Source organism: Streptomyces sp. NPDC031132 (assembly GCF_055570595.1).
Genome location: NZ_JBVIGX010000010.1, coordinates 103,233 through 126,025 on the forward strand (window position 1 = coordinate 103,233; position 22,793 = coordinate 126,025).

The window sequence follows — 22,793 nt, forward strand, 5'->3', positions numbered from 1 at the left end:
TCAGCCCTGTTCCCCGTACCCGGCCAGGGCTTCCCGGGCCGCCTGCCGCGCGCTGTCCGCCAGCTCCAGGGGCGCCACGATCCGGCCCTCGCGGCCCAGCCGCAGCGCGAGGCGGCGCAGCGATGCCGGGTCCGGGCTGCGCAGCGTGATCCGCAGGCCGCCCTCGGGCAGCTCCTCGGCGCTGTCGTGCGGGTAGTACTCGGCGACCCAGCGGCCGCCCGGCCCGACCTCGACCACGACCTCCGGGTCCTCGGCGGCCGGCTGGACGAGCCCCTCGGACAGGTCCCGCGGCTCGATGGCGGGCGGCTCGGCCCGCTCGTCCAGCAGCCGGATCTCGGCGACCCGGTCCAGGCGGAAGGTGCGCCGGGCCTCGGAGAGGTGGCACCAGCCCTCCATGTACGTGTGGCCCACCGCGAAGAGCCGGATCGGGTCGACCTTGCGCTCGGTCAGCTCGTCCCGCGCCGGCGAGTAGTAGCGCAGCCACAGCCGGCGGCGCTCCGCGATGGCCCGGTCGACGTCCGCGAAGACCCCGCCCTCCGCCTCGAAGGTCACCGACAGCCGCGAGCTGGCCCCGGCCGCCTCGCCCGCGGCCGCCTCGAGCTTCGCGGTGGCGCGCAGCAGCGCGTCCCGGTCGCTCTCGCGCAGCCCCGGCAGCGTGGCCACGGCGCGGGCGGCGACCAGCAGCGCGGTCGCCTCGTCGGCGGCGAGGCGCAGCGGCTCGGCGGTGGACTCACCCGAGGCGTCGGGGTTGCGCCACCAGATGCGCTCCCCGTCGGTGTCGATGTCGAGCAGGTCCCCGCCGCGGAAGCTGGTCCCGCACATGGGCAGCACGTCGAGGTCCGAGATCAGCTCGTCCTCGGTGATCCCGAAGGCGCGGGCGACGTCGGCGACGTGCGCCCCGGGGCGCTCGCGCAGGTACGTCACCAGGGACAGCATCCGGCGGGTCTGGTCGATGGCGTTGGCAGCCATGCTGGTACGTCTCCCCCTCAGGGCACGTCTTGCGAACGGTGCGGTGGTGCGGTGATGCGCTGTGCGGTCATGCGGATCGTGCGGCGGCCGCGACGGCTCCGGCCTGTCGGGTCCGGTACGCCCGGCCCGGTCTGCCCGGCCCGGGCGCGCCGGGCCGGTCTCAGCCCTTGGCCACGGCGCGCAGCCGGTCCACGACGTCCGCCCGCAGGTCGGCGGGCTCCACGACCACCACGTCCGGCCCGAACTCGACCAGCCAGGCGTCCAGCCCGTGCCCGTACGGGATCTCCAGCTCGTCCCAGCCGTCCCCGCGCTCGCGCACGGCGGTGGCCTTGGCCCGCAGCGGGTACCCGGCGCCGGCCCGCAGCCGGATCAGCGCGGAGCGGTCCGCGCTCTCCCCGGCCCAGCTGGCCACGGTCTCCCGTACGGTCACCACGTCCGGGACCTCGGCGGTGTACCTGGCCGCCCGGGACTTGACCTTGCCGGTGATCCGGGAGAGCCGGAACACCCGCTCCGCGCCGCGGTCGCGGTCGTATCCGGCCAGGTACCAGTGGCCGCGCCAGCACTCCAGCGCCCACGGCTCGACCTGGCGGGTCTCGGGGCGCGCCGCGGTGGACTTGCGGTAGTCGAAGACCACCGGCCGGCGGTCGCGGCAGGCCAGCATCAGCGGTTCGAAGGCGGCCTCGTGGACCGGGATGCGCGGCTCGATGGCGCTGTGCTGGCCCTCGTACGGGTCCCCCGCCTCCGGCATCCCGCCGGCGCGCAGCTTCTGCAGGGCGCCGCTGGCGGCTCCGGCGAGGCGGGCCTGCTGCCAGACCTTGGCCGCGAGCCCGAGGGCGGCGGCCTCCTCGGCGTCCAGCGAGACGGGCGGCAGCCGGTTGCTGTCGCGGCGGGCGAGGTAGCCGGTCTCACCCTCCAGGTTCTCCACCGTCTCGATGACCAGGCCGAGTTCACGCAGATCGTCCTTGTCCCGCTCGAACATGCGGTTGAAGGACTCGTCGTTGCCGGCCTCCATGTACGCCTCGATGGAACCGCGCAGCTCGCGCTTGCTCAGCGGCCGACGGGTCCCCAGCAGACACAGCGCCAGGTTCATCAGCCGCTCGGCCTTGGCAATCGCCATCGACGCCCTTCCGCCCTTCTCCGCTTACAAGTTGCATTGACCGTTGACCGTACCGCCCCGGCGGGCCCCGGCAAAAGCGAGGGCCCCCGCCTCACGGCGGGGGCCCCTTCACTGATCGCGGGTAGCCGGATCAGACGCCCATCAGGTCGCAGACGAAGATCAGCGTCTCGCCCGGCTTGATGGCCGGGGTCGGGCTCTGGTCGCCGTACGCGAGGTGGGCGGGGATCGTCAGCTTGCGACGGCCGCCGACCTTCATGCCCTGGACACCCTTGTCCCAGCCGGCGATGACCTGGCCGATGCCCAGGATGAACTGCAGCGGGGCGCCGCGGTTCCAGGACGCGTCGAACTCCTCACCGGTGGAGAAGGCCACGCCCACGTAGTGGACGGAGACCTTGTTGCCGGCCGTGGCCTCGGCGCCGTCGCCCTCCCAGATGTCCTCGATGACGAGGTCGGCCGGGACCGGGCCCTCGGGGAAGTCGATCTCGGGCTTCTCGAGCTGGTTGCTCACGGAACTGCTCCTCAAAAACGAATCAGGTCAACTGGGACAGTCTTACATCACGGCGAGGATGTCGAGGCTGAAGACCAGCGTCGAGTTCGCCGGAATGGTGCCCTGCTCCTTGTCGCCGAACCCCTGGTCCGGCGGGATGACCAGCAGGATGCGGCTGCCGACCTTCTTGCCGAGCAGGCCGTCCTTGAGGCCCTTGACCGAGAGCTGCTCCATCGGCCACGTCACCGTCTGGTCGGTGGCGTACGTGCTTTCGAAGGTCTTGTCGTCCTTCCACGTCTTGCCGTTGAACTTGACGACGACGCTGTCGGTGTCCTTGACGGCCGGGCCGTCACCCTCCAGCACGTAGTTCGAGACGAGCTTGGCCGGCGGGGTGACGTCCTTCGGAACGGTCACGGAGACTTCCTTGCCGTCCGTGTTCGTACCGATCTTCGGCAGGTCCTTGTTGTCCTGCGCGACCTCCTTGCCCGTGGCCGAGGCCGGGACCGAGGTGCCCTTGACGATGTCCACGACGAAGACCAGCGTGGCGTTCGGCTTGATCTTGTCGCCGGAACCCTTCTCGCCGTAGCCGAGGTCCGGCGGGATCACCAGCTCGACGCGGCTGCCGACCTTCTTGCCCTCGAGGCCCTGGTCCCAGCCCTTGATGACCATGCCGGCGCCGACGGTCACCTCGAACGGCTTGCCCTTGCCGAAGCTCTGGTCGAACGGCTCCTTGCCGTCCCACACCTGGCCGAGGTAGTTGACCTGGGCGACATCGCCCTTCTTCAGCGCCGGGCCGGTGCCCTCGCTGACGGTCACCACCTTCAGTTCCTTCGGCGGCTCGCCCTTGCCCTTGGACAGGGTCGGGGTCTCACCGAACTTGGCACCCTTGGTGATCGCGGGCGCCCCGTTCTTCATCTCGGCGGAGTCGGAGCCGCTGTCGCCACAGGCTGCCGTCGACAGCAGCAGAAGGGGTACGACAAGCAGGCCGGCAAGTCGGCGCACGGGTTCCTCAGATCTCAGACGGCTGGCGGTCGTCGCCACTCTAAGGCGTGAGGAGGCCCCGTACGAGATCCGTACGGGGCCCCGGCGAAGATCAGCCTGATGTCACATCCCGGCGATCAGCTTCTCCACCCGGTCGTCCACCGACCGGAACGGGTCCTTGCACAGCACGGTCCGCTGCGCCTGGTCGTTCAGCTTGAGGTGCACCCAGTCCACCGTGAAGTCCCGCCGCTGCTCCTGCGCCCGGCGGATGAAATCGCCGCGCAGCCGCGCCCGCGTGGTCTGCGGGGGCACCGACTTGCCCTCGAAGATCTTCAGGTCGTTGCAGATCCGCGCCGCCTGCCCCTTGCGCTCCAGCAGGTAGTACAGCCCGCGCCGGCGGTGGATGTCGTGGTACGCGAGGTCTATCTGAGCCACCCGCGGATTCGACATGGTCATGCCGTGCTTGGCCCGGTACCGCTCGATCAGCTGGTACTTCATGACCCAGTCGATCTCGGTCCCGATCCGGTCCAGGTCCTCCGCCTCGATCGCGTCGAGGGTGCGGCCCCACAGCTCCAGCACCTGGTCCACCGTGCCGGTACGGATCCCCCGGCGCTCGGCGAAGTCCACGGCCTTGTCGTAGTACTCGCGCTGGATCTCCAGCGCCGAGGCCTCCCGGCCGCTCGCCAGACGCACCTTGCGCTGGCCCGTGATGTCGTGGCTGACCTCGCGGATCGCCCGGATGGGGTTCTCCAGGGTCAGGTCACGCATCACCGTGCCCGCCTCGATCATGCGCAGCACCAGGTCGGTGGCCCCCACCTTGAGCAGCATGGTCGTCTCGGACATGTTCGAGTCCCCGACGATCACGTGCAGGCGGCGGTACCGCTCGGCATCCGCGTGCGGCTCGTCCCGCGTGTTGATGATCGGCCGGGACCGGGTCGTCGCGGAGCTGACGCCCTCCCAGATGTGCTCGGCCCGCTGGCTCACGCAGTAGACCGCACCCCGGGGGGTCTGCAGCACCTTGCCCGCGCCGCAGATCAGCTGCCGCGTGACGAGGAACGGAATGAGGATGTCCGCCAGGCGGGAGAATTCTCCGTGCCGGGCCACGAGATAGTTCTCGTGACAGCCGTACGAGTTGCCGGCCGAGTCGGTGTTGTTCTTGAACAGATAGACGTCGCCCGCGATTCCCTCCTCGTGCAGGCGGCGTTCGGCATCGACGAGCAGGCCTTCGAGAATGCGCTCGCCCGCCTTGTCGTGCGTGACCAGTTCGGTCACGTTGTCGCATTCGGGAGTTGCATATTCCGGATGCGAACCCACGTCGAGATACAGACGGGCGCCGTTCCGCAGGAAGACATTGCTGCTGCGGCCCCATGACACAACACGGCGGAAGAGGTAGCGCGCCACTTCGTCAGGAGACAGTCGGCGCTGTCCCCTGAACGTGCACGTGACGCCGTACTCGTTCTCCAGCCCGAAAATGCGGCGGTCCATGACTGAACATTACGCCTTCTGCACTGTTCTGAAACCGGGTTCGTGAACGCCGTTTCGATCAGTTGTCGACAAGCCGCTCCGCCTGCCCGTCCGCCCGGCCTTCCACACCGCCCCCGCCTGCCCGCTCGCCCGCGCCCACGACCGGGCCCGCACCCGCATCCGCCGCGGACCCCGACGCCGAGCCCGCCACCGTACGCGTCCTGCCCGGAGCGGCCATGACGCGCTGAGTGAGCGTCAGCACCAGCAGCGCAGCCGCACCGGCGACACTCGCCACGGCGAACCCGCTCGCCGTCCCGCCCAGTTCCACCGCAGGCCCCGCCGCAGCCGTACCGATCGCCGCACCCACCCCGAAGAACGTCACCAGCCACGAGAACGCCTCCGTCACCGTCCCCGCCGGAGCATGCCGGTCCACCACGATGAACGCACACGCCAGCGCGGGCGCCAGGAACACACCCGCCAGCGCCGACAGGGCCGTCATCGCCACCACCCCCGGAACCAGCATCAGCGGCAGGTAGCAGACCGCCAACAGCGCCACCAGCAGCCGCAGCCGCCGCTCCGGCGCACCCGCCCACTGCCGCGCCCCGTACAGCACACCGCCGGCCAGCGCGCCCAGACCCAGCGCCGCCATCAGCCAGCCGTACACCGACTGGCCCCCGTGATCGTCGGCGTACGCCACGCCCGCCACCGTGATCGAACCCAGCGCCATGCCCACGAAGAAGAACCCACCCAGCAGCGCCCGCAGCCCCGGCGAGCGCAGCGCGCCCAGCCAGTGCGCCTCACGCGGCTCGGAGCGCCACGTCCGCGAGGGTTCGCTGGCCACGACGGACAGCGCCCCCAGGACGCCGAGCGCATGGATCACCAGCAGCGCCCCGGCCGGATCCCACAGCGAGACGCACAGCGTCACGAGCAGCGGCCCGACGGTGTACATGATCTCCTGGGCCACCGCGTCCATCGCGTACGCGGCGTGCACCTGCTCCTCCTTGCCGCCGAGCACGGAGGGCCACAGCGCCCGCAGCCCGCCCTCCAGCGGCGGCGCGAAGAACCCGCCGACGACCACGGCCCCGTACGCGGCCGCCGCCGACCCGGTACCCGCGAACGCCAGCCACGCCATGCCCAGCGCCGAGAGCACCGCGGCGGGCAGCTGCACCCGCGGCTGCCCGAACAGGTCCACGGCACGGCCGAGCAGCGGCTGACCCACCGCGTTGGCCACCCCGTACACCGCGGCCAGGGCGCCCGCGAGGCTGTAGCTGCCCCCCTCGGCCCGCGTGAACAGCACGATCGCGATGGCCGCGGTCGCGTTCGGCAGGCGGCCGACGAGCGTGCCCGCCAGCAGCCTCGTGGCGTGCCGGGTCCTGAGCAGCTCCGCGTATCCCGCGGCCATGTCCGCCCCCTTCTGCCCGGAACCCAGCCGGGAGTCATCCAAGTAATACGTATAACGTTCGACGTCATACGTACCATGGCCACACCACGGGGTCCAGCCGAACAACCACCCCCACCCCCGCCGACCTCGTACAACAGGAGCACGGTGTGACAAGACCCACCAGCCGCGACGTCGCCACCGCCGCCGGGGTCTCCCAGGCCACCGTCTCCCTCGTCCTCGGCGACAAATGGCGCGGCCGCGTCTCCGAACGCACCGCCGCCCACGTCCGCGAAGCCGCCACAGAACTCGGCTACCGCCCCAACCTCGCCGCCCGCAGCCTCCGCCTCGGCAGCACCCGCACCGCCCTCCTCGTCGTCCCCGCCCTCACCAACGAATTCTTCGCCCGCGTCTACACCGGCGCCGCCCGCATCGCCGCCGAACACGACTTCGGCGTCGTCCTCTACCCCTCCCCCGACGGCACCGGCCCCGCCCGCGACCCCTTCGCCTCCGCCCGCGCCGCCCTCGACGGCGTCATCGCCTCCTCCATGGCCGCCCACGCCCTCGACGCCATCGGCGACGCCGCACTCCCCCTCGTCATGCTCGACAGCGACCCCACCGCCGGCCGCGCCGCCGCCCACGTCAACCTCGCCATGGCCGACGGCATGCGCCAAGTCACCGAACACCTCCTCACCCTCGGCCACCGCCGCATCCTCCACCTCGCCTCCGCCGTCGACTCCTGGACCTTCGACATCCGCGCCGACGCCCTCGCCGCCCTCGTACAGCCCCACGCCGAGCTGCGCACCGTACGGGCCCCCCTCACCGTCACCGACGCCCGCACGGCCATGGAAGCCGCCCTGGCCACCCCCGAGAGCCGCCCCACCGCCGTCGTCTGCGACGACGACATCCTCGCCGCCGGCACCTGCAAGGCCGCCCGCCGCCTCGGCCTGCGCATCCCCGAGGACCTCTCCGTCACCGGCTTCGACGACCTCGCCCTCGCCACCGCCGTCGAACCCGAGCTCACCACCGTCCGCCTGCCCGCCGAACGCGTCGGCGAGCAGGGCATGGCCGCCCTCCTCGCCGTCCTCGAAGGCACCCCCTGGACCGCCCCCGACATCCCCGTCGACCTGATCGTCCGCGCCTCCACCGGCCCGGCCCCCGCCTGAAACGCAAAACGGCGCCCCCGGCCGAAATGGCCGGGGGCGCCGCTCCATGCGCATCTACTCGGAATCGTCCTCGGGAGCCTCGTCGTTCGAAACGGCATCGGCCTGCACGGCCGCCGTGACATCCGCCTCCAGCAGCCGCGACAGCTGCCGGCCACGGATCCGCTTGAACTTCCGCTGCTGAGCCCGCGTCCGGTCCAGCACCGCAACCTCCAGCCGCTCCGCCGGAATCGCCTTGTCCGCACCGTTCGCCTGACTGGACAGCGCCTGCACCGCCAGCTTCAGCGCCTCGGACAGCGTCATCCCGTCCCGGTGACGCTGATCCAGGTACGTACTGATCTGCTCGGCGTTGCCACCGACCGCGACCGAACCGTGCTCGTCCACGATCGAACCGTCGTGCGGCAGCCGGTAGATCTGGTCACCCGCGGCCGTCGCACCCACCTCGGCCACGACCAACTCCACCTCGTACGGCTTCTCACCGGCACTCGAGAAGATCGTGCCCAACGTCTGCGCATAGACGTTGGCCAGCCCACGGGCCGTCACATCGTCACGGTCGTACGTGTATCCACGCAGATCCGCGTAACGCACACCACCGATCCGCAGGTTCTCGTACTCGTTGTACTTGCCGGCGGCCGCGAAGCCGATCCGGTCGTAGATCTCGCTGAACTTGTGCAGCGCACGGGACGGGTTCTCGCCGACGAACACGATGCCGTCGGCGTACTGAATCACGACAAGGCTGCGACCCCGGGCGATGCCCTTCCGGGCGTATTCCGCCCGGTCGGCCATGGCCTGCTGGGGTGAGACGTAGAACGGAGTCGACACCGGTTATCCGTCCCTTTCTTCTGGGCGACGAGGAGGACTGGTCAGAGCAGGGCCGCGCGCGGCCCGTCGGGCTGCTCGAGCCGCCGGTTGGTGACGCTGCGGGCGAGTTCCTGAGACTCCTCGTCCGTCAGCCTGCGGAAACCCTCGTCGGTGATGACGGTGACGATGGGATAGATGTGGCGGTACAGGTCCGGCCCACCGGTCGCCGAGTCGTCGTCGGCAGCGTCGTACAGCGCCTGCACGACGAGGGTGGTGGCCTGCTCCTCCGTCAGATCGGGGCGGTACAGCTTCTTCATGGAGCCGCGCGCGAAGATCGAGCCGGAACCGGTGGCGGCGAAGCCGTGCTCCTCGGAGCGGCCGCCGGTCACGTCGTAGGAGAAGATCCGGCCCTTCTCCTTGCCCTCGTCCCACCCCGCGAAGAGCGGTACGACGGCCAGCCCCTGCATGGCCATCCCGAGGTTGCTCCGGATCATGGTGGAGAGCCGATTCGCCTTGCCCTCGAGGCTCAGGGTCGCCCCCTCCACCTTCTCGAAGTGCTCCAGCTCCAACTGGAACAGCTTCACCATCTCCACGGCCAGGCCGGCCGTGCCCGCGATGCCCACCGCGGAGTACTCGTCGGCCGGGAACACCTTCTCGATGTCCCGCTGCGCGATCATGTTCCCCATGGTCGCCCGCCGGTCACCGGCGAGCACGACCCCGCCGGGGAACGTCGTCGCCACGATGGTCGTCCCGTGCGGCGCCTCGACAACGCCTTCGGGCAGCTTCCGGTTCCCCGGCAGCATCTCGGGCGAGTGCGCCCCGAGGAAGTCCATGAAGGACGAGGACCCCGGCGTCAGGAAGGCTGCCGGCAGCCGCCCCGTGCTACGAGTGTTGGCTTCCACGCGTTCCCTCCAAATATACGGCTGCCCGACGGATCCGGTCGGGGTTGTCTTTCAACAGCCCGAGGCCTGAGTTGCAGTTGAAGCAAAGTACGCCACGGACCCTACCCGTCCGATGACAATGATCAACCTGTGTGGCCGGAGCTCTCAGACAGATGATGCACACGCCGCCTTGGGTTGCGATCATCTGTTCGCGCTCAGCTTCAGTGATGCCGTAGGAACGCTTCAGATGGCCGGCTCGGCTTTCCAGGGCACGGCACGCCTCGCAACGCGTCGCCAAGGCGCTTGCGGTGAGACTCGGCACCGCAAGCGCGACAGCGCCGTTGCAGGCCGTCCAGATTGGCCCGCTTGGGAGCGAACGCCCGATGCGGCTTCTCCTCACCGCACCGGGCGCACGGCTTCGTCGGCTCCGGGCTGACCATCCCCCACCGTTACCTTCGATTCGAAGGCAAACAGGGACTACTGGCCACCTTTTTGAACGAAGGAACGCACGAAGTCCTCGGCATTCTCTTCGAGTACATCGTCAATCTCGTCAAGTACCGAGTCGACGTCGTCGGAGAGCTTTTCCTGTCGTTCCTTGAGGTCGGACTGTGCCTCTGCGGCCTGCTCTTCGACCTCTTCAGTCGAGCGAGTCGCCTTCTGCTGTCCGCCGCCGGTGTCCTTGGTCGCCATGTCTACCTCACCCCGCTCGGTTCGCACGCTCACGTGGAAAGGCCCCGGATCGGGACCTCTCCCAAGATCAGACCCTACGTCGGACCCTACAAGGAGGGTCCGGCATTCGTCCCCGCACTTTCATAACGTCCGGGTGTTCCCATGATTCCCGGACAGGGACCTTTTCAGGCCCCCTCCGGTACACCGAAGAACTCAGTTCCCGCTGAGCACCCGCACCAGGTCCTCCGCCGTGCGGCAGCGGTCCAGGAGCTCCTTCACGTGCTTGCGGGTACCCCGCAGGGGTTCCAGCGTCGGGACGCGCTGGAGGGAGTCGCGGCCCGGGAGGTCGAAGATCACCGAGTCCCACGAGGCCGCGGCGACGTCGTCCGCGTACTGCTCCAGGCACCGGCCCCGGAAATACGCCCGGGTGTCCTCCGGCGGCTTGCCCTGGGCGCGCTCCACCGCCGGCTCCTCCACCAGCCGCTTCATCTTGCCGCGGGCCACCAGGCGGTTGTACAGGCCCTTCTCGGGCCGTACGTCCGCGTACTGGAGGTCCACCAGGTGGAGCCGGGCCGCGTCCCAGTCGAGGCCGTCGCGCCTGCGGTAGCCCTCGAGGATCTCGCGCTTCGCGATCCAGTCGAGCTCTCCCGACAGGCTCATCGGGTCGCTCTCGAGCCGGCCGAGCACGTCCTCCCAGCGGACCAGCACATCCTTGGTCTGCTCGTCGGCGTCGGAGCCGAAACGCTCGTCCACGTACTTCCTGGCCAGCTCGAAGTACTCCATCTGGAGTTGCACGGCGGTCAGGGTGCGGCCGCTGCGCAGCGTGATGAGGTGGTGCAGGTCGGGGTCGTGGGAGACCTGGTGCAGGGTGCGCACGGGCTGGTCCACGGCCAGGTCGACGTTGATGAAGGAGTCCTCGATCATGGAGAGCACGAGGGCGGTGGTGCCGAGCTTGAGGTACGTCGAGATCTCGGAGAGGTTGGCGTCGCCGATGATCACGTGCAGGCGGCGGTACTTCTCGGCGTCCGAGTGCGGCTCGTCGCGGGTGTTGATGATGGGGCGCTTGAGGGTGGTCTCGAGGCCGACCTCGACTTCGAAGTAGTCCGCGCGCTGGCTGATCTGGAAGCCGTGCTCGCGGCCGTCCTGGCCGATGCCGACGCGGCCGGCGCCCGTGACGACCTGGCGGGAGACGAAGAAGGGCGTGAGGTGGCGCACGATCTCCGAGAAGGGGGTTTCCCGCTTCATCAGGTAGTTCTCGTGCGTGCCGTAGGAGGCGCCCTTGTTGTCGGTGTTGTTCTTGTAGAGGTGGATGGGCTGGGCTCCGGGGAGCTGGGCGGCCCGTACGGCCGCCTCGGCCATGATCCGTTCGCCGGCCTTGTCCCAGAGGACGGCGTCGAGCGGGTTGGTGATCTCCGGGGAGCTGTATTCGGGGTGCGCGTGGTCGACGTAGAGCCGTGCGCCGTTGGTGAGGATGACGTTGGCGAGGCCGATGTCCTCGTCGGTGAGCTGGCTGTTGTCGGCGGCCTCGCGGGCGAGGTCGAAGCCGCGGGCGTCCCGCAGCGGATTCTCCTCCTCGAAGTCCCAGCGGGCGCGTCGCGCCCGGTGCATCGCCGCCGCGTAGGCGTTGACGATCTGGGACGAGGTGAGCATGGCATTGGCGTTCGGGTGGCCCGGGACGGAGATCCCGTACTCCGTCTCGATTCCCATTACTCGCCGTACGGTCATGCGGCCCTCCTTGCCCGGCGGCGCTCCCGTTCGGGAGCGGCGCTCAAGTACCGCTGGTGCTCCGGTGCGTGTGCGGTGCCCGTCCCCGCACTGCGCGACCGGCGGTACGGAAGAGCCTAGAACCACTCCGCGCTGGTGGGGAGATCATTTCAGTCATTGACTTCGCCCCGTCACCGGCTGAAAAGAGCAGTCGGTAAAGCAGTCGGCTGCGGGTGCCCGGTGAGGGCATCCGCAGCCGCCCTGTTTGATCAGAGGTACTGACCGGTGTTTGCCACCGTGTCGATGGAGCGCCCGGTGTCTGCGCCCTGCTTTCCGGTGACGAGGGTGCGGATGAAGACGATCCGCTCGCCCTTCTTTCCGGAGATACGGGCCCAGTCGTCCGGGTTGGTGGTGTTGGGCAGGTCTTCGTTCTCCTTGAACTCGTCCACGCAAGCCTGGAGGAGGTGGGCGACGCGAAGGCCCTTCTGGTTGTGCTCGAGGAAGGCCTTGATGGCCATCTTCTTGGCACGGTCCACGATGTTCTGGATCATGGCGCCGGAGTTGAAGTCCTTGAAGTAGAGGACTTCCTTGTCGCCGTTGGCGTACGTGACCTCAAGGAAGCGGTTCTCCTCGGTTTCGGCGTACATCTGCTCGACGACGGTCTGGATCATGCTGTGGACGGCGACCTCGGGCGAGCCGGAGTGCTCGGTGAGGTCGTCGCTGTGGAGCGGCAGCGAGGCCTTGAGGTACTTGGCGAAGATGTCCCTGGCGGCTTCGGCGTCGGGGCGCTCGATCTTGATCTTCACGTCGAGCCGGCCGGGGCGCAGGATGGCCGGGTCGATCATGTCCTCGCGGTTGGAGGCGCCGATGACGATGACGTTCTCCAGGCCTTCCACGCCGTCGATCTCGGCGAGCAGCTGGGGGACGATGGTGTTCTCCACGTCCGAGCTGACTCCGGATCCGCGGGTGCGGAAGAGGGATTCCATCTCGTCGAAGAAGACGATGACGGGGGTGCCCTCGCTCGCCTTCTCCCGGGCACGCTGGAAGACGAGGCGGATGTGCCGCTCGGTCTCGCCGACGTACTTGTTGAGGAGTTCGGGGCCCTTGATGTTCAGGAAGTAGGACTTCCCGGCGGGCTGGCCGGTCACCTCGGCGACCTTCTTGGCAAGGGAGTTGGCCACGGCCTTGGCGATGAGCGTCTTGCCGCAGCCGGGGGGGCCGTAGAGCAGGATGCCCTTGGGGGGCCGCAGTTCGTGCTCTTTGAAGAGGTCGGGGTAGAGGTACGGGAGCTCGACCGCGTCGCGGATCAGCTCGATCTGGTCGCCCAGGCCGCCGATCTTGCTGTAGTCGATGTCGGGGACCTCTTCGAGGACGAGTTCTTCGACCTCGCTCTTGGGGACGACCTCGTAGACGTAGCCGGAGCGGGGTTCGAGCAGGAGGGCGTCGCCGGGGCGGATGGTGATGTCCAGGAGCGGCTCGGCGAGCCTCACCACCCTTTCCTCGTCGGTGTGCCCGACCACCAGGGCGCGCTCGCCGTCCTCGAGGATTTCCTTGAGGGTGACGATGTCCCCGGCCCGTTCGAACTCCATGGCCTCGACCACGTTGAGGGCCTCGTTGAGCATGACCTCCTGGCCGCGCCGGAGGTCTTCCGGTTCGACGCTGGGGCTGACGTTCACGCGGAGCTTTCGGCCGCCGGTGAAGATGTCGACGGTGCCGTCTTCGTTCGCCTGAAGGAAGACACCGAAGCCGGCCGGCGGCTGTGCGAGCCGGTCGACTTCTTCTTTGAGTGCAACGATCTGGTCGCGGGCCTCACGGAGCGTATTTGCCAGTCGCTCGTTTTGTGCGGAGACGCCGGCCAGGTTTGTCTGGAGCTCGACGATCCGCTCTTCGAGAATCCTCGTGTGTCGCGGAGAGTCGGCGAGCTTACGTCGCAGGACGGCGATTTCCTGCTCGAGATAGGCAACCTGGCCGGCGGGGTCCTCAGACCCTCGCCCCGGCCGGATGCCGCGGTTGTTGTCGTCGTCGTGGGCTGCCACGGTCCTCACCTCCTCCAAGGGGAGCTGGACGCTTCCTGACCCTACCTGGGCTGGTGGTGATTGAAACCCCTAGATCACAAAGACGGTAGGGGTGTGTCCGATCTTCACCCTTGCGTACTCCCTCACGCCAAGGAAATACCCACCCATCAACATCGGAAAGCGGCCGGTTGTAAGGTCGAACTGTTCAACACCCGTCAGGGCTCGCGCGACTTGCCGCGGGCCGGTGGCGGAAACGGATCACTGAGCGCAGGGAACGGCAGGAGATATGACCGTGCAGCAGGAGGCTTCCGCGGGCGGCGGTGGGCAGGCCGGCGAGCCGCTGGAGGTCTGGATCGACCAGGACCTCTGCACCGGTGACGGGATCTGCGTCCAGTACGCGCCGGAGGTGTTCGAGCTGGACATCGATGGTCTGGCGTACGTGAAGAGCCCGGAGGACGAGCTGCTGGTGGACGCGGGGGCGACCACTCCGGTTCCTCTGACGCTGTTGCAGGACGTGGTGGACTCGGCGAAGGAGTGCCCGGGTGACTGCATCCACGTGAGGCGTGTTTCGGACAGGGTCGAGGTGTACGGCCCGGACGCGGAGTGACGGTTCAAACACTCCTGGCGTCTGAGTTCGTCAGCTCCTGGCGGAATTTTCCGCCGCTCCAGCGCCACTTGGCGAGCTGTTTCAGGTCGGGACTGTAGCGCGGTACCTCGGGTGAGGAGTAGCCGAGGAGACTGGCGGTGACGACTCCGTCGCGGATCGTGAGATCGGTGGCGGTCTGTCGTTTTCCGGCCTCGAGGAGGGTGGCGACGACCCTGGGTGCGGCGCCGGGGGTCTTGTCCTGGGTGAGTACGTAGATCGCGTGGGGCGGGGTGCCGGAACCGGCGTCGCAGCGGACGGCGGCGACGGTTTCGGGGCGGCCGTCGCCGTCGAGGTCCCCTTGGGCGGTGGCCGTGACGGCCACGGGGAGGCCCTTGCAGTCCAGGGGGTAGCCGACTGCGGCCGGGTCGGGTGCGGCGGCCTGGGAGGCGTGGGGGCCGTTTGCGGGGGCCGTGGAGCGGCCGGTGGCGGCCGCGTCCGGCTGGACGAATCCCGCGGCGGCCACGACGGCGGCCATGGCGGTGGCCGTGGCGAGCCAGTGGAGGGGCCCCGCGCTGTTGTGCGCGAGGGTTTCCAGTGTCGGCGTCAGCTCGGAGGGGCGGTGCGGCACGCGGGGTGTCTCCTGTGCGAACGGTGACGGGGAGCCAGCATCGTGCCACACCTCACACCGGGGTGGAACGGCCGGGTCCGCGTCGGCTGGGCCGGTGTGCCGGACAACGAAAAGGCGCTGTGGCGCAGTTCCCGGATCGTTCGGGGAACTGCGCCACAGCGCCTTGGTGTTGGCTGGGGCCGGGCGGCCTCGGTCGCCGTGCCGTTCTCTATGCGGACCGGTCGCTGCCGGGTCCGTCGTAGTCCTCGCCGTACGCGCCCTTGGCGGGGCGGCGGCGGCGCATGGGGGGCTCGACGCCGTCGGCGAGGCGACGGGCGGTGACGAGGAAGCCGGTGTGGCCGATCATCCGGTGGTCCGGGCGGACGGCGAGGCCTTCGACGTGCCAGTTGCGGATCATCGATTCCCAGGGCTGCGGTTCGGCGAAGCAGCCGATCTCGCGGATGGACTCGACGGTCTTGGACAGCTGGGTGGTGGTGGCCACGTAGCAGCAGAGGATGCCGCCGGGGACGAGGGCCTTGGAGACGGCCTCCAGGCATTCCCAGGGGGCGAGCATGTCGAGGATCACGCGGTCGACGTCGGTGTCGGACAAGTTGTCCTGGAGGTCGCCGACGGTCAGCTGCCACGCGGGGTGGGGGCCGCCGAAGTAGCGCTCGACGTTGGCGGTGGCGATCTCGGCGAAGTCCGCGCGGCGCTCGTAGCTGTGGAGCATGCCCTGGTCGCCGATGGCGCGCAGCAGGAAGCTGCTCAGGGAGCCGGAGCCGACGCCTGCTTCGACGACGCGAGCGCCGGGGAAGATGTCGGCGAAGGCCAGGATCTGGCCTGCGTCCTTGGGGTAGACCACGGCGGCACCGCGGGGCATGGACAGGACATAGTCGGGGAGCAGGGGGCGCAGCGCGAGGTACGCGACGTTCCCCGTGGTACGGACAACACTGCCCTCGGGAGCACCGATCAGCTCGTCGTGCGGGAAGGAACCCTTGTGGGTGTGGAAATTCTTCCCGGCTTCGAGCGTGAACGTGTAGTGGCGGCCCTTGGGGTCGGTGAGCTGAACCTGGTCCCCGACCTCGAAGGGCCCGCGTCGGCGGGCGGCACCGGTCGGTTCGGACATGTGACCAGTGTATTGGCTTCAGGACTGGGGCCGCGCCATGGCCTTCACGAAGGCCTTCTCGACGTCGAGGGTGGACAGGACGCCGTAGATCTCGCCGCCGGGTTCGAGTACGAGGTACTCGGTGGCGGGGGTGGCGCGGAGGTGGTCGAGGAGTTCTTCGCCGGCGAGGTCCGCTGAAACCTTCATTCCGTCGGTGAGCTCTTGCGCGAGGGTGCTGACGTCGACCCAGGGGCGGCGGTGTTCGGGGACGGAGGCGATGGCGGTTTCGCGGACGATGGAGAGGGGGTTGCCGTGGCCGTCGACGATGACGATGGCGCGGGCGCCGTGGGTGTTGGCGCGGCGCAGGGCCTCGGAGAGGGGGGTGGTGTTCTCGACGGGGACGGCGCGGCGGGTGAGGGTGCGGGCGCGCAGTTCGGGGAGGTGTTCGCGCAGGCGGGCCATGCGCAGGCTGTTTCCGGCGCCGGTCCAGATGATGGCGGCGAGGATCGCGGCGAGCAGGGCGTCCATGACGGTGTTCATGCCGCCGATGTCGTCGGTGCCCGGGCCGAGGATGCCGGTGTGGGTGATCATCGGGAGGCCGAGGAGGACGGCGACGGCGAGGGCGCGGCCGACCCAGGCGGCGGCGACGGTGCCGGTCATGGGTTTGCCGGTGATGCCCCAGATGACGGCGCGGAGCATGCGGCCGCCGTCGAGGGGGAGGCCGGGGAGCAGGTTGAAGGCGGCGACGAGCAGGTTGGAGATCATCAGGCCGGCGAGGAGGACGCCGGGGACGCTGGCGGGGTCGACGCGTTCCATGCCGAGGTAGAAGGCGCCGGCGAGGAGGAGGGAGAGGAGGGGGCCGACGAAGGCGAGGACGAATTCGCGGCCGGGGGTCTCGGATTCCTTCTCGATCTCGGAGACTCCGCCGAAGAACTGGAGCTGGATGCGTCGCACGGGGAGTTTGAAGCGGAGGGCGGCGACGGTGTGGGCGAGTTCGTGGACGAGGACGGAGGCGTAGAAGGCGACGGCGAAGAAGAGGGAGACGAGGTAGCGGGCGGGGCCGAGGTCGGGCAGGACGCGGTCGAGCTGGTCGCCGAAGACCCAGGTGATGAGGGCGGCGACGAGGAACCAGCTGGGCGAGACGTAGACGGGGACGCCGAAGGGGCGGCCCATGAGGATGCCGCCGCCCGGTCCGGGGCGCTTGGCTGCGCGCTCGCCGGTTTCGTCGGTGTCTGCCACGGGTGTCCTTCGTTCGGTGCTGTCCGGCGGGGTGCGGCCGGCGGTGCTTTCAGTGTGGTTCAGGTGCACGGTCGGTGCGGGGCGGGGTGCGTGGTGGCGCGGTGTGATGCTCCGATCATGCAGTGCGAGGGGGCCCGGCGTCGATGGTATGCGCGCGCTGTCGGTGGCGGGTCGTAGGGTTTTGTCCATGACGACGAGCCCCGGTCCGGTTCCTGGCGCAGCCGATGCCGATGCAGCGCCGAGCGCTGTGGCGCCTTCTTCGCTGTCCCCTTCGCGGGCGAGCGATTTCATGCAGTGCCCGCTGCTGTACCGGTTCCGGGTGATCGACAAGCTGCCGGAGAAGCCGAGCGCGGCGGCGACGCGGGGCACGCTGGTGCATGCGGTGCTGGAGCGGCTGTTCGACCATCCGGCGGCGGAGCGGACGGCGCCGCGGGCGAAGGCGCTGGTTCCGGGGCAGTGGGGCCGGCTGTTGGAGTCGAAGCCGGAGCTGGTGGAGCTGTTCCCGGCGGGGGACGAGGGGGCGGGGCTGGCGCGCTGGCTGACGGAGGCCGAGGCCCTGGTGGAGCGGTGGTTCACGCTGGAGGACCCGACGCGGCTGGAGCCGGTGGAGCGGGAGTTCTTCGTGGAGACGGAGCTGGAGTCGGGGCTGCGGCTGCGCGGGATCATCGACCGGGTGGACGTGGCTGCGTCGGGCGAGGTGCGGATCGTCGACTACAAGACGGGCAAGGCGCCGCGGCCGGAGTACGCCGAGGGTGCGCTGTTCCAGATGAAGTTCTATGCGCTGGTGGTGTGGCGGCTGAAGCAGGTGGTGCCGCGGCGGCTGCAGCTGGTGTACCTGGGCAGTGGGGACGTGCTGACGTACGACCCGGTGGTCGCGGATCTGGAGCGGGTGGAGCGCAAGCTGCTGGCGCTGTGGGAGGCCATCAAGGAGGCGACGGAGACGGGTGAGTGGCGGCCGCGGCCGACGAAGCTGTGCGGCTGGTGTGACCACCGGGCGGTGTGTCCGGAGTTCGGGGGGACTCCCCCGGCCTATCCTCTGATGATCATCCCGAGGCCGGGGGCGGGGGAAGGGGCGGGCCGCCCCGAGGAATCCTGACGGGCCGATCAGGGCAGAATGGGCGGCGTCCGTCGATGCCGCCGTACGAATACGAGGTACACCTGTGGCGATCCGCGTCCTACTGGTCGACGACCAGCCGCTGCTGCGCACCGGCTTCCGGATGATCCTGGAGGCCGAACAGGACCTGGCGGTCGTCGGGGAGGCCGGGGACGGTCTGCAGGCGCTGGACCAGGTGCGGGCGCTGCAGCCCGATGTGGTGCTGATGGACATCCGGATGCCCCGGATGGACGGGGTGGAGGCGACGCGGCAGATCACCGGTCCGGGCCGGGACGGGCCGGCGAAGGTGCTCGTGCTGACGACGTTCGATCTGGACGAGTACGTGGTGGAGGCGCTGCGGGCGGGGGCGAGCGGGTTCCTGCTGAAGGATGCGCCGGCCATTGAGCTGGTGCAGGCGATCCGGGTGGTGGCGGGCGGCGAGGCGATGCTGGCGCCGAGCATCACGCGGCGGCTGCTGGACAAGTACGCGGGCCACTTGCCGTCGGGCGAGGACAGCGTGCCGGACACCTTGGGGACGTTGACCGAGCGGGAGGTCGAGGTGCTGAAGCTGGTGGCGCGGGGCCTGTCGAACGCGGAGATCGCGGCGGACCTGTTCGTGAGCGAGACGACGGTGAAGACGCATGTGGGGCACGTGTTGACGAAGCTGGGCCTGCGCGACCGGGTCCAGGCGGCGGTGTACGCGTACGAGAGCGGTCTGGTGCGCCCCGGCGCCGGGCAGTAGCGCCGCCGGGCGCAGCACGCGGGCCGGAAGCCTGCCGGGAGCGGCCGAAGGGGCCGGCAGCCGCATGGTGCGGCTGCCGGCCCCTTTGCCGTACCGGGTAGGGGTCAGCCCTTGCTGATCTCCCAGAAGCGGAAGACGGTGGAGGCGTCGAGCGACCACTGAAGGCCCGTCACGTTCTGGCGGGTGACGGCGTACTGCTTGCCCTGCCAGAGCGGGAGGAGCGGGACCTCGTCGGCGACGATGTCCTGGAGGCGGTTGTAGTCGACGGTGGCCGCGGTGCGGTCGGACTTCGTGGAGGTCGACGGGATGATGGTCCCGGTGATCTCCTTGTTGTCGTAGTTGTTGTGCAGGACGTTGTCCGGGCCGAAGAACGGCTGCGTGAAGTTGTCGGCGTCCGGGTAGTCGGGGACCCAGCCCTTGACGTACACGCCGTACTTGCCGTCCTGGATGTCCTTCTCGTACTGCCCGAACTCGACGGACTTGACGTCGGCCTCGAAGAGTCCGCTGTCGTTGAGCTGCTTGGCGATGAGCTGGAATTCCTGGTCCGTGGAGGGGCCGTAGCGGGTGGGCGTCGAGTACAGGGTGATCTTCACCTTGTCCTTGATGCCCGCGGCGCGCAGGACGGCTTCGGCCTTCTTCGGCTGCGGGCTGCCGCCGTAGCGGTCGAAGAAGGCGGTGTTGTGGGAGCCGATGCCGGCCGGGACGATCGAGTAGAGCGAGGTCGCGGTGCCGTCGTAGACGTCCTTGACGAGCGCTTCGCGGTCGACGAGGTAGGCGATGGCCTTGCGGACGGGGAGCTTTCCGGCGACCGGGTCGTTCATGTTGAAGACGAGGTGCTCGACTTCGGCGCCGGTGCCCTGGACGACCTCGACCTTGTGGTCCCCGGTCTTGGTGGAGGACAGGCTCGCGATGTCCTTGGCGGCGAGGCCGCGGAAGGCGAAGTCGACCTCGCCGCTTTCCAGGACCTTCTTGAGGGCGGCCTGGTCCTCGTTGAAGAACTTGAGGGTGACGCCGGTGTTCTTGGCCTTGGCCTTGCCGCTGTAGGAGTCGTTGACGGAGAAGCTGGCGCTCTTCTCGTTCATCGAGTCCAGCTTGTAGACGCCGGAGCCGACGGCCTTGCCGTCGGTGCGGAGCTTGTCGGCCGGGTATTCGCTGTGGTCGACGATGGAGCCCGCGCCCGATGCGATCTTGCTGGGGAAGGTCGCGTCGGACGTCTTGAGGCGGAAGACGACGGTCTTGTCGTCGGGGGTGTCGATGCCGGCGATCGACGACAGCATCACGGAGGGCCCGTTGGCGTCATTGATCTTCAGCGTGCGCTCGAAGGAGAACTTGACGTCCTTCGAGGTGAGGGCGTGGCCGTTGCTGAACTTCAGGCCGGTGCGCAGGGTGCACTTGTAGAGCTTGCTGTCGCCGCCTTCGAAGTTGCAGGCCTGGGCGGCGTCGGGCTCGGGGGTGGTGCCGCCCTTGGGGAAGCTCAGCAGGGACTGGAAGACGTTGTTGAAGAGCAGCCAGGACCCCGGGTCGTAACCCGATGCGGGGTCGGTGGACTTCACCTTGTCGGATATGCCCATGACCACACCCTTGCCGCCGCCGGCGGTGGGGCTGCCGGTCGAACCGCAACCGCTGAGCAGCGCGGCGGCGGTGGCTGCGCCGAGCGGGGCCGCCAACCACTGGTTACGTCGATTCACGCGAACGTCCTTCACAGTCTCACTGTTTCGTTCCGCCGGCCTGCGACACCCGCCGCCGGTTGCTGCCGGTTGCTGCCGGTCTCAGCCGCTGACGACACCGCGGCCGAGTTCCCACAGCTGGAGGTCGGAGATGGCGTTGACCGACCACTCCACTCCGGTGATCCCGTCGCGTGCGGCGACGTACTGCTTGCCCTGCCACAGCGGCAGGACGGGCACGTCCTCGGCGACGATGTCCTGCATCTCCGTGATCGCGGGGACGGCGACGTCGCGGTCGACGGCGCGCCGGGATTCGGGGATGAGCTTGGTGCGCACCGCGGCGTTGGCGTACGGCGTGCCCAGGAAGTTGTCCTGCTCCAGGAAGGGAGCGAGGAAGTTGTCCGCGTCGGGGTAGTCGGGGAACCAGCCGAGCCCGTAGGCGGCGTAGTCGCCCTTCTTCTGCGCGGGCCGGAAGTCGGACCAGTCGGAGCCCTGGACGGTGACGTCGAACAGCTGGGTGGAGTTCAGCTGGTTCTTCAGGGTTTCGAACTCGGTGGCCGTGCCGTCGCCGTAGTGGTCCTTGGTGTAGTTCAGCGTCAGCTTGACCGGGGTCTTGATCCCGGCGCTCTTCAGCAGGTCGGCGGCCTTCGCGGTGTTGGCCTCGCCGTACTTGTTGAAGAAGGAGTTGACGTGGCCCGTCAGGGTGGTGGGGACCAGCGAGTACAGGGGCTGCGCGGACTTGCCGTAGACCTTGTCGATGATCGCGTTGCGGTCGACGGCGGCGGCGATGGCCTGGCGTACGGCCTTGTCCTTGACGGCCGGGGCCTCGGTGTTGAAGCCGATGTAGCGGATCTCCAGGCCGGGCATCGGGACCAGCTTGACGCCCTTGGGCGGCTTGGCGGCGAACTCGGAGATCTGGGCGGGCGAGAGGGTGCGGGAGACCATCTGGATGGACCCGCCGGTGAGTGCGTTGCCCATGGCCGCGGAGTCGGCGAAGGTGCGCAGTTCGACCTTGTCGTTCTGCAGCTTGAGGTCGCCCTTGTAGTGCGGGTTCTTGCTGAAGACGGCGCGGACGAGGTGGTTGTCCTTGACCTCGGCCTTCATCGTGTACGGGCCGGAGCCGTCGACGGAGAAGCCCTCGCGGAGCTTCTTGGCGTCGTAGTTCTTCTCGCTCACGATGCCGGCGGCGGGGGTGGAGAGCTTTTGCGGGAAGGTCGCGTCGGGGGTCTTCAGGTGGAAGACGACGGTGTCGGCGGCCTTCACCTCGACGGTGTCGACGGTGGAGAGCAGCGAGGAGGGGCCGTTCTCGTCCTTGATGGCGAGGACGCGCTCGATGGAGAACTTGACGTCCTTCGCGGTGAGCGGCTCGCCGTTCGCGAACTTGAGGTCGGGCCGCAGGGTGCAGCGGTAGCTCTCGTTGCCGGTGTCGGTGAAGCGGCAGTCGGAGGCTGCTTCAGGGACGGGCTGGCCGCCGCCGCGGGGGGTGTGCATCAGCGTCTGGACGGTCTGCCGCAGGACGTTCCAGGCGCCGGCGTCGTAGGCGTAGGCCGGGTCGAACGGTGCGGGAGCGTAGTCGGCTGCCTCGAACCGGTCGGTGGTGCCGACGACGATCGCTCCGGATCCTGCTCCGCCTCCGCTCGTGCTGCCGCATGCGGCGAGCGTGGGGGTGAGCAGTCCGGCCGCAGCCGTCAGCACCAGGGTCTTGCGGTTCATGCTGGAAGTACTCCCTTGACCGGCACTTGCTCAAAGCGGCGTAAAGGGCACTTCGCGGCGGTCGCCCGTTCAGGGCGGAACGATCGGGCCGGTGTTGTGACGATCGGTCCACGCGGTCCCGGCACGAATGGGGTGTGTGTCCGGGTCAGCAGAGGTGCGGCGTAGTGCCCGCGTCGACATTAGTGGCCTGGGACGGGATGGCTTGAACTGGCAGGACTTGGGACGTAATCGCACGGTGATGGGTGCGGACTGCCTGTCTATGTGGGAGTCACCGCAGATTCGGTCAGGAGCTGATCAATCCGGACACAAGGGAAGGTTTCCGAGGCTCCGGACAGGTCCGTAGGGACCTTGGCGCGTGACAAAGGTCACCCGCGACGACCGCCAGGGAAAGGATGGAATTTCAGCCTCCGGGCCA

Annotated in this window: 21 protein-coding genes; 4 read left to right on the forward strand and 17 right to left on the reverse strand. The window is 69.0% G+C overall.

The genetic code is table 11. The features are described 5' to 3' along the window. The 6 genes from ACZ49B_RS17480 to ACZ49B_RS17505 all read right to left on the reverse strand — a co-directional run bounded on the left by ACZ49B_RS17480 (position 1) and on the right by ACZ49B_RS17505 (position 6,420). Complete coding sequence (locus ACZ49B_RS17480) at positions 1 to 969, reverse strand: helix-turn-helix transcriptional regulator (protein ID WP_468306405.1); 969 nt, start codon at positions 967 to 969, stop codon at positions 1 to 3. Between the two features lie 160 nt (positions 970 to 1,129). After that, positions 1,130 to 2,086 (reverse strand): helix-turn-helix transcriptional regulator, encoded by a 957-nt coding sequence (locus ACZ49B_RS17485; protein ID WP_468306408.1) that lies wholly within the window; start codon positions 2,084 to 2,086, stop codon positions 1,130 to 1,132. 130 nt (positions 2,087 to 2,216) lie between these two features. Then, positions 2,217 to 2,594 (reverse strand): FKBP-type peptidyl-prolyl cis-trans isomerase, encoded by a 378-nt coding sequence (locus tag ACZ49B_RS17490; protein WP_030294343.1) that lies wholly within the window; start codon positions 2,592 to 2,594, stop codon positions 2,217 to 2,219. A gap of 42 nt (positions 2,595 to 2,636) precedes the next feature. Then, entirely contained in the window at positions 2,637 to 3,575 is a 939-nt protein-coding gene (locus ACZ49B_RS17495) for an FKBP-type peptidyl-prolyl cis-trans isomerase (protein WP_468306410.1), read from the reverse strand. Between the two features lie 102 nt (positions 3,576 to 3,677). Beyond that, complete coding sequence (pafA, locus tag ACZ49B_RS17500; protein ID WP_030294339.1) at positions 3,678 to 5,039, reverse strand: Pup--protein ligase; 1,362 nt, start codon at positions 5,037 to 5,039, stop codon at positions 3,678 to 3,680. Positions 5,040 to 5,097: 58 nt separating this feature from the next. Beyond that, positions 5,098 to 6,420 carry an MFS transporter gene (locus tag ACZ49B_RS17505; protein WP_468306414.1) on the reverse strand — a complete coding sequence of 441 codons (1,323 nt, stop codon included), beginning with the start codon at positions 6,418 to 6,420 and terminating at the stop codon, positions 5,098 to 5,100. 146 nt (positions 6,421 to 6,566) lie between these two features. On the opposite strand from ACZ49B_RS17505, the gene ACZ49B_RS17510 reads away from it, so the two are divergent. Continuing rightward, positions 6,567 to 7,562: a LacI family DNA-binding transcriptional regulator gene (locus ACZ49B_RS17510; protein WP_468306416.1), complete on the forward strand. Its 996-nt coding sequence runs from the start codon at positions 6,567 to 6,569 to the stop codon at positions 7,560 to 7,562. Between the two features lie 54 nt (positions 7,563 to 7,616). Here ACZ49B_RS17510 and prcA read toward each other — a convergent pair whose 3' ends face one another. From prcA to arc, 6 genes are all read right to left on the reverse strand, one after another. Next, positions 7,617 to 8,381, reverse strand: coding sequence for a proteasome subunit alpha (gene prcA / locus ACZ49B_RS17515; protein ID WP_365955209.1), 765 nt, complete (start codon positions 8,379 to 8,381; stop codon positions 7,617 to 7,619). Between the two features lie 41 nt (positions 8,382 to 8,422). Continuing rightward, on the reverse strand, positions 8,423 to 9,262 hold the full coding sequence (gene prcB / locus ACZ49B_RS17520; protein ID WP_030157189.1) for a proteasome subunit beta: 840 nt from the start codon (positions 9,260 to 9,262) through the stop codon (positions 8,423 to 8,425). Continuing rightward, a complete protein-coding gene (locus ACZ49B_RS17525; protein WP_468306742.1) occupies positions 9,243 to 9,446 on the reverse strand; it encodes an endonuclease VII domain-containing protein in 204 nt (67 codons plus the stop codon). Before ACZ49B_RS17525 ends, prcB begins: the two co-directional genes overlap by 20 nt. A 272-nt stretch (positions 9,447 to 9,718) precedes the next feature. Beyond that, positions 9,719 to 9,931 carry a ubiquitin-like protein Pup gene (locus ACZ49B_RS17530; RefSeq protein ID WP_042803062.1) on the reverse strand — a complete coding sequence of 71 codons (213 nt, stop codon included), beginning with the start codon at positions 9,929 to 9,931 and terminating at the stop codon, positions 9,719 to 9,721. 192 nt (positions 9,932 to 10,123) lie between these two features. Beyond that, complete coding sequence (gene dop, locus ACZ49B_RS17535) at positions 10,124 to 11,635, reverse strand: depupylase/deamidase Dop (RefSeq protein ID WP_468306420.1); 1,512 nt, start codon at positions 11,633 to 11,635, stop codon at positions 10,124 to 10,126. A 248-nt stretch (positions 11,636 to 11,883) separates the two neighbouring features. Further along, on the reverse strand, positions 11,884 to 13,650 hold the full coding sequence (gene arc, locus ACZ49B_RS17540) for a proteasome ATPase (RefSeq protein WP_468306423.1): 1,767 nt from the start codon (positions 13,648 to 13,650) through the stop codon (positions 11,884 to 11,886). 265 nt (positions 13,651 to 13,915) lie between these two features. On the opposite strand from arc, the gene ACZ49B_RS17545 reads away from it, so the two are divergent. Further along, positions 13,916 to 14,236, forward strand: coding sequence for a ferredoxin (locus ACZ49B_RS17545; RefSeq protein ID WP_267000304.1), 321 nt, complete (start codon positions 13,916 to 13,918; stop codon positions 14,234 to 14,236). A 4-nt stretch (positions 14,237 to 14,240) separates the two neighbouring features. Here the strand turns inward: ACZ49B_RS17545 and ACZ49B_RS17550 are convergent, their stop codons facing one another. The 3 genes from ACZ49B_RS17550 to ACZ49B_RS17560 all read right to left on the reverse strand — a co-directional run bounded on the left by ACZ49B_RS17550 (position 14,241) and on the right by ACZ49B_RS17560 (position 17,166). Continuing rightward, positions 14,241 to 14,843, reverse strand: coding sequence for a hypothetical protein (locus ACZ49B_RS17550; protein WP_468306427.1), 603 nt, complete (start codon positions 14,841 to 14,843; stop codon positions 14,241 to 14,243). A gap of 208 nt (positions 14,844 to 15,051) precedes the next feature. Continuing rightward, the gene (locus tag ACZ49B_RS17555; RefSeq protein ID WP_030016358.1) at positions 15,052 to 15,948 is read right to left on the reverse strand and encodes a tRNA (adenine-N1)-methyltransferase; all 897 of its coding nucleotides are present in this window, start codon (positions 15,946 to 15,948) and stop codon (positions 15,052 to 15,054) included. Positions 15,949 to 15,966: 18 nt separating this feature from the next. Further along, on the reverse strand, positions 15,967 to 17,166 hold the full coding sequence (locus ACZ49B_RS17560) for a site-2 protease family protein (protein ID WP_468306429.1): 1,200 nt from the start codon (positions 17,164 to 17,166) through the stop codon (positions 15,967 to 15,969). Positions 17,167 to 17,353: 187 nt separating this feature from the next. Here ACZ49B_RS17560 and ACZ49B_RS17565 point away from each other — a divergent pair, with 187 nt between their 5' ends. Beyond that, positions 17,354 to 18,262: a RecB family exonuclease gene (locus ACZ49B_RS17565; protein WP_468306432.1), complete on the forward strand. Its 909-nt coding sequence runs from the start codon at positions 17,354 to 17,356 to the stop codon at positions 18,260 to 18,262. 64 nt (positions 18,263 to 18,326) lie between these two features. Next, positions 18,327 to 19,001: a response regulator gene (locus ACZ49B_RS17570; protein ID WP_468306435.1), complete on the forward strand. Its 675-nt coding sequence runs from the start codon at positions 18,327 to 18,329 to the stop codon at positions 18,999 to 19,001. Positions 19,002 to 19,105: 104 nt separating this feature from the next. On the opposite strand, the gene ACZ49B_RS17575 is transcribed toward ACZ49B_RS17570, so the two are convergent. Both ACZ49B_RS17575 and ACZ49B_RS17580 read right to left on the reverse strand, forming a co-directional pair. Next, a complete protein-coding gene (locus ACZ49B_RS17575) occupies positions 19,106 to 20,689 on the reverse strand; it encodes an ABC transporter substrate-binding protein (protein ID WP_468306438.1) in 1,584 nt (527 codons plus the stop codon). Positions 20,690 to 20,770: 81 nt separating this feature from the next. After that, positions 20,771 to 22,378 carry an ABC transporter substrate-binding protein gene (locus tag ACZ49B_RS17580; protein ID WP_468306441.1) on the reverse strand — a complete coding sequence of 536 codons (1,608 nt, stop codon included), beginning with the start codon at positions 22,376 to 22,378 and terminating at the stop codon, positions 20,771 to 20,773. Positions 22,379 to 22,793: the final 415 nt, after the last annotated feature.

Excerpts from the sequence above, each read along its gene's own strand:
- ACZ49B_RS17580 (WP_468306441.1), bottom strand. The coding sequence starts at position 22,378 with ATGAACCGCAAGACCCTGGTGCTGACGGCTGCGGCCGGACTGCTCACC.
- ACZ49B_RS17555 (WP_030016358.1), bottom strand. The coding sequence starts at position 15,948 with ATGTCCGAACCGACCGGTGCCGCCCGCCGACGCGGGCCCTTCGAGGTC.
- ACZ49B_RS17525 (WP_468306742.1), bottom strand. The coding sequence starts at position 9,446 with ATGATCGCAACCCAAGGCGGCGTGTGCATCATCTGTCTGAGAGCTCCG.
- ACZ49B_RS17480 (WP_468306405.1), bottom strand. The coding sequence starts at position 969 with ATGGCTGCCAACGCCATCGACCAGACCCGCCGGATGCTGTCCCTGGTG.
- ACZ49B_RS17530 (WP_042803062.1), bottom strand. The coding sequence starts at position 9,931 with ATGGCGACCAAGGACACCGGCGGCGGACAGCAGAAGGCGACTCGCTCG.
- dop (WP_468306420.1), bottom strand. The coding sequence starts at position 11,635 with ATGACCGTACGGCGAGTAATGGGAATCGAGACGGAGTACGGGATCTCC.
- pafA (WP_030294339.1), bottom strand. The coding sequence starts at position 5,039 with ATGGACCGCCGCATTTTCGGGCTGGAGAACGAGTACGGCGTCACGTGC.
- ACZ49B_RS17505 (WP_468306414.1), bottom strand. The coding sequence starts at position 6,420 with ATGGCCGCGGGATACGCGGAGCTGCTCAGGACCCGGCACGCCACGAGG.
- ACZ49B_RS17485 (WP_468306408.1), bottom strand. The coding sequence starts at position 2,086 with ATGGCGATTGCCAAGGCCGAGCGGCTGATGAACCTGGCGCTGTGTCTG.
- ACZ49B_RS17565 (WP_468306432.1), top strand. The coding sequence starts at position 17,354 with ATGACGACGAGCCCCGGTCCGGTTCCTGGCGCAGCCGATGCCGATGCA.
- ACZ49B_RS17545 (WP_267000304.1), top strand. The coding sequence starts at position 13,916 with ATGACCGTGCAGCAGGAGGCTTCCGCGGGCGGCGGTGGGCAGGCCGGC.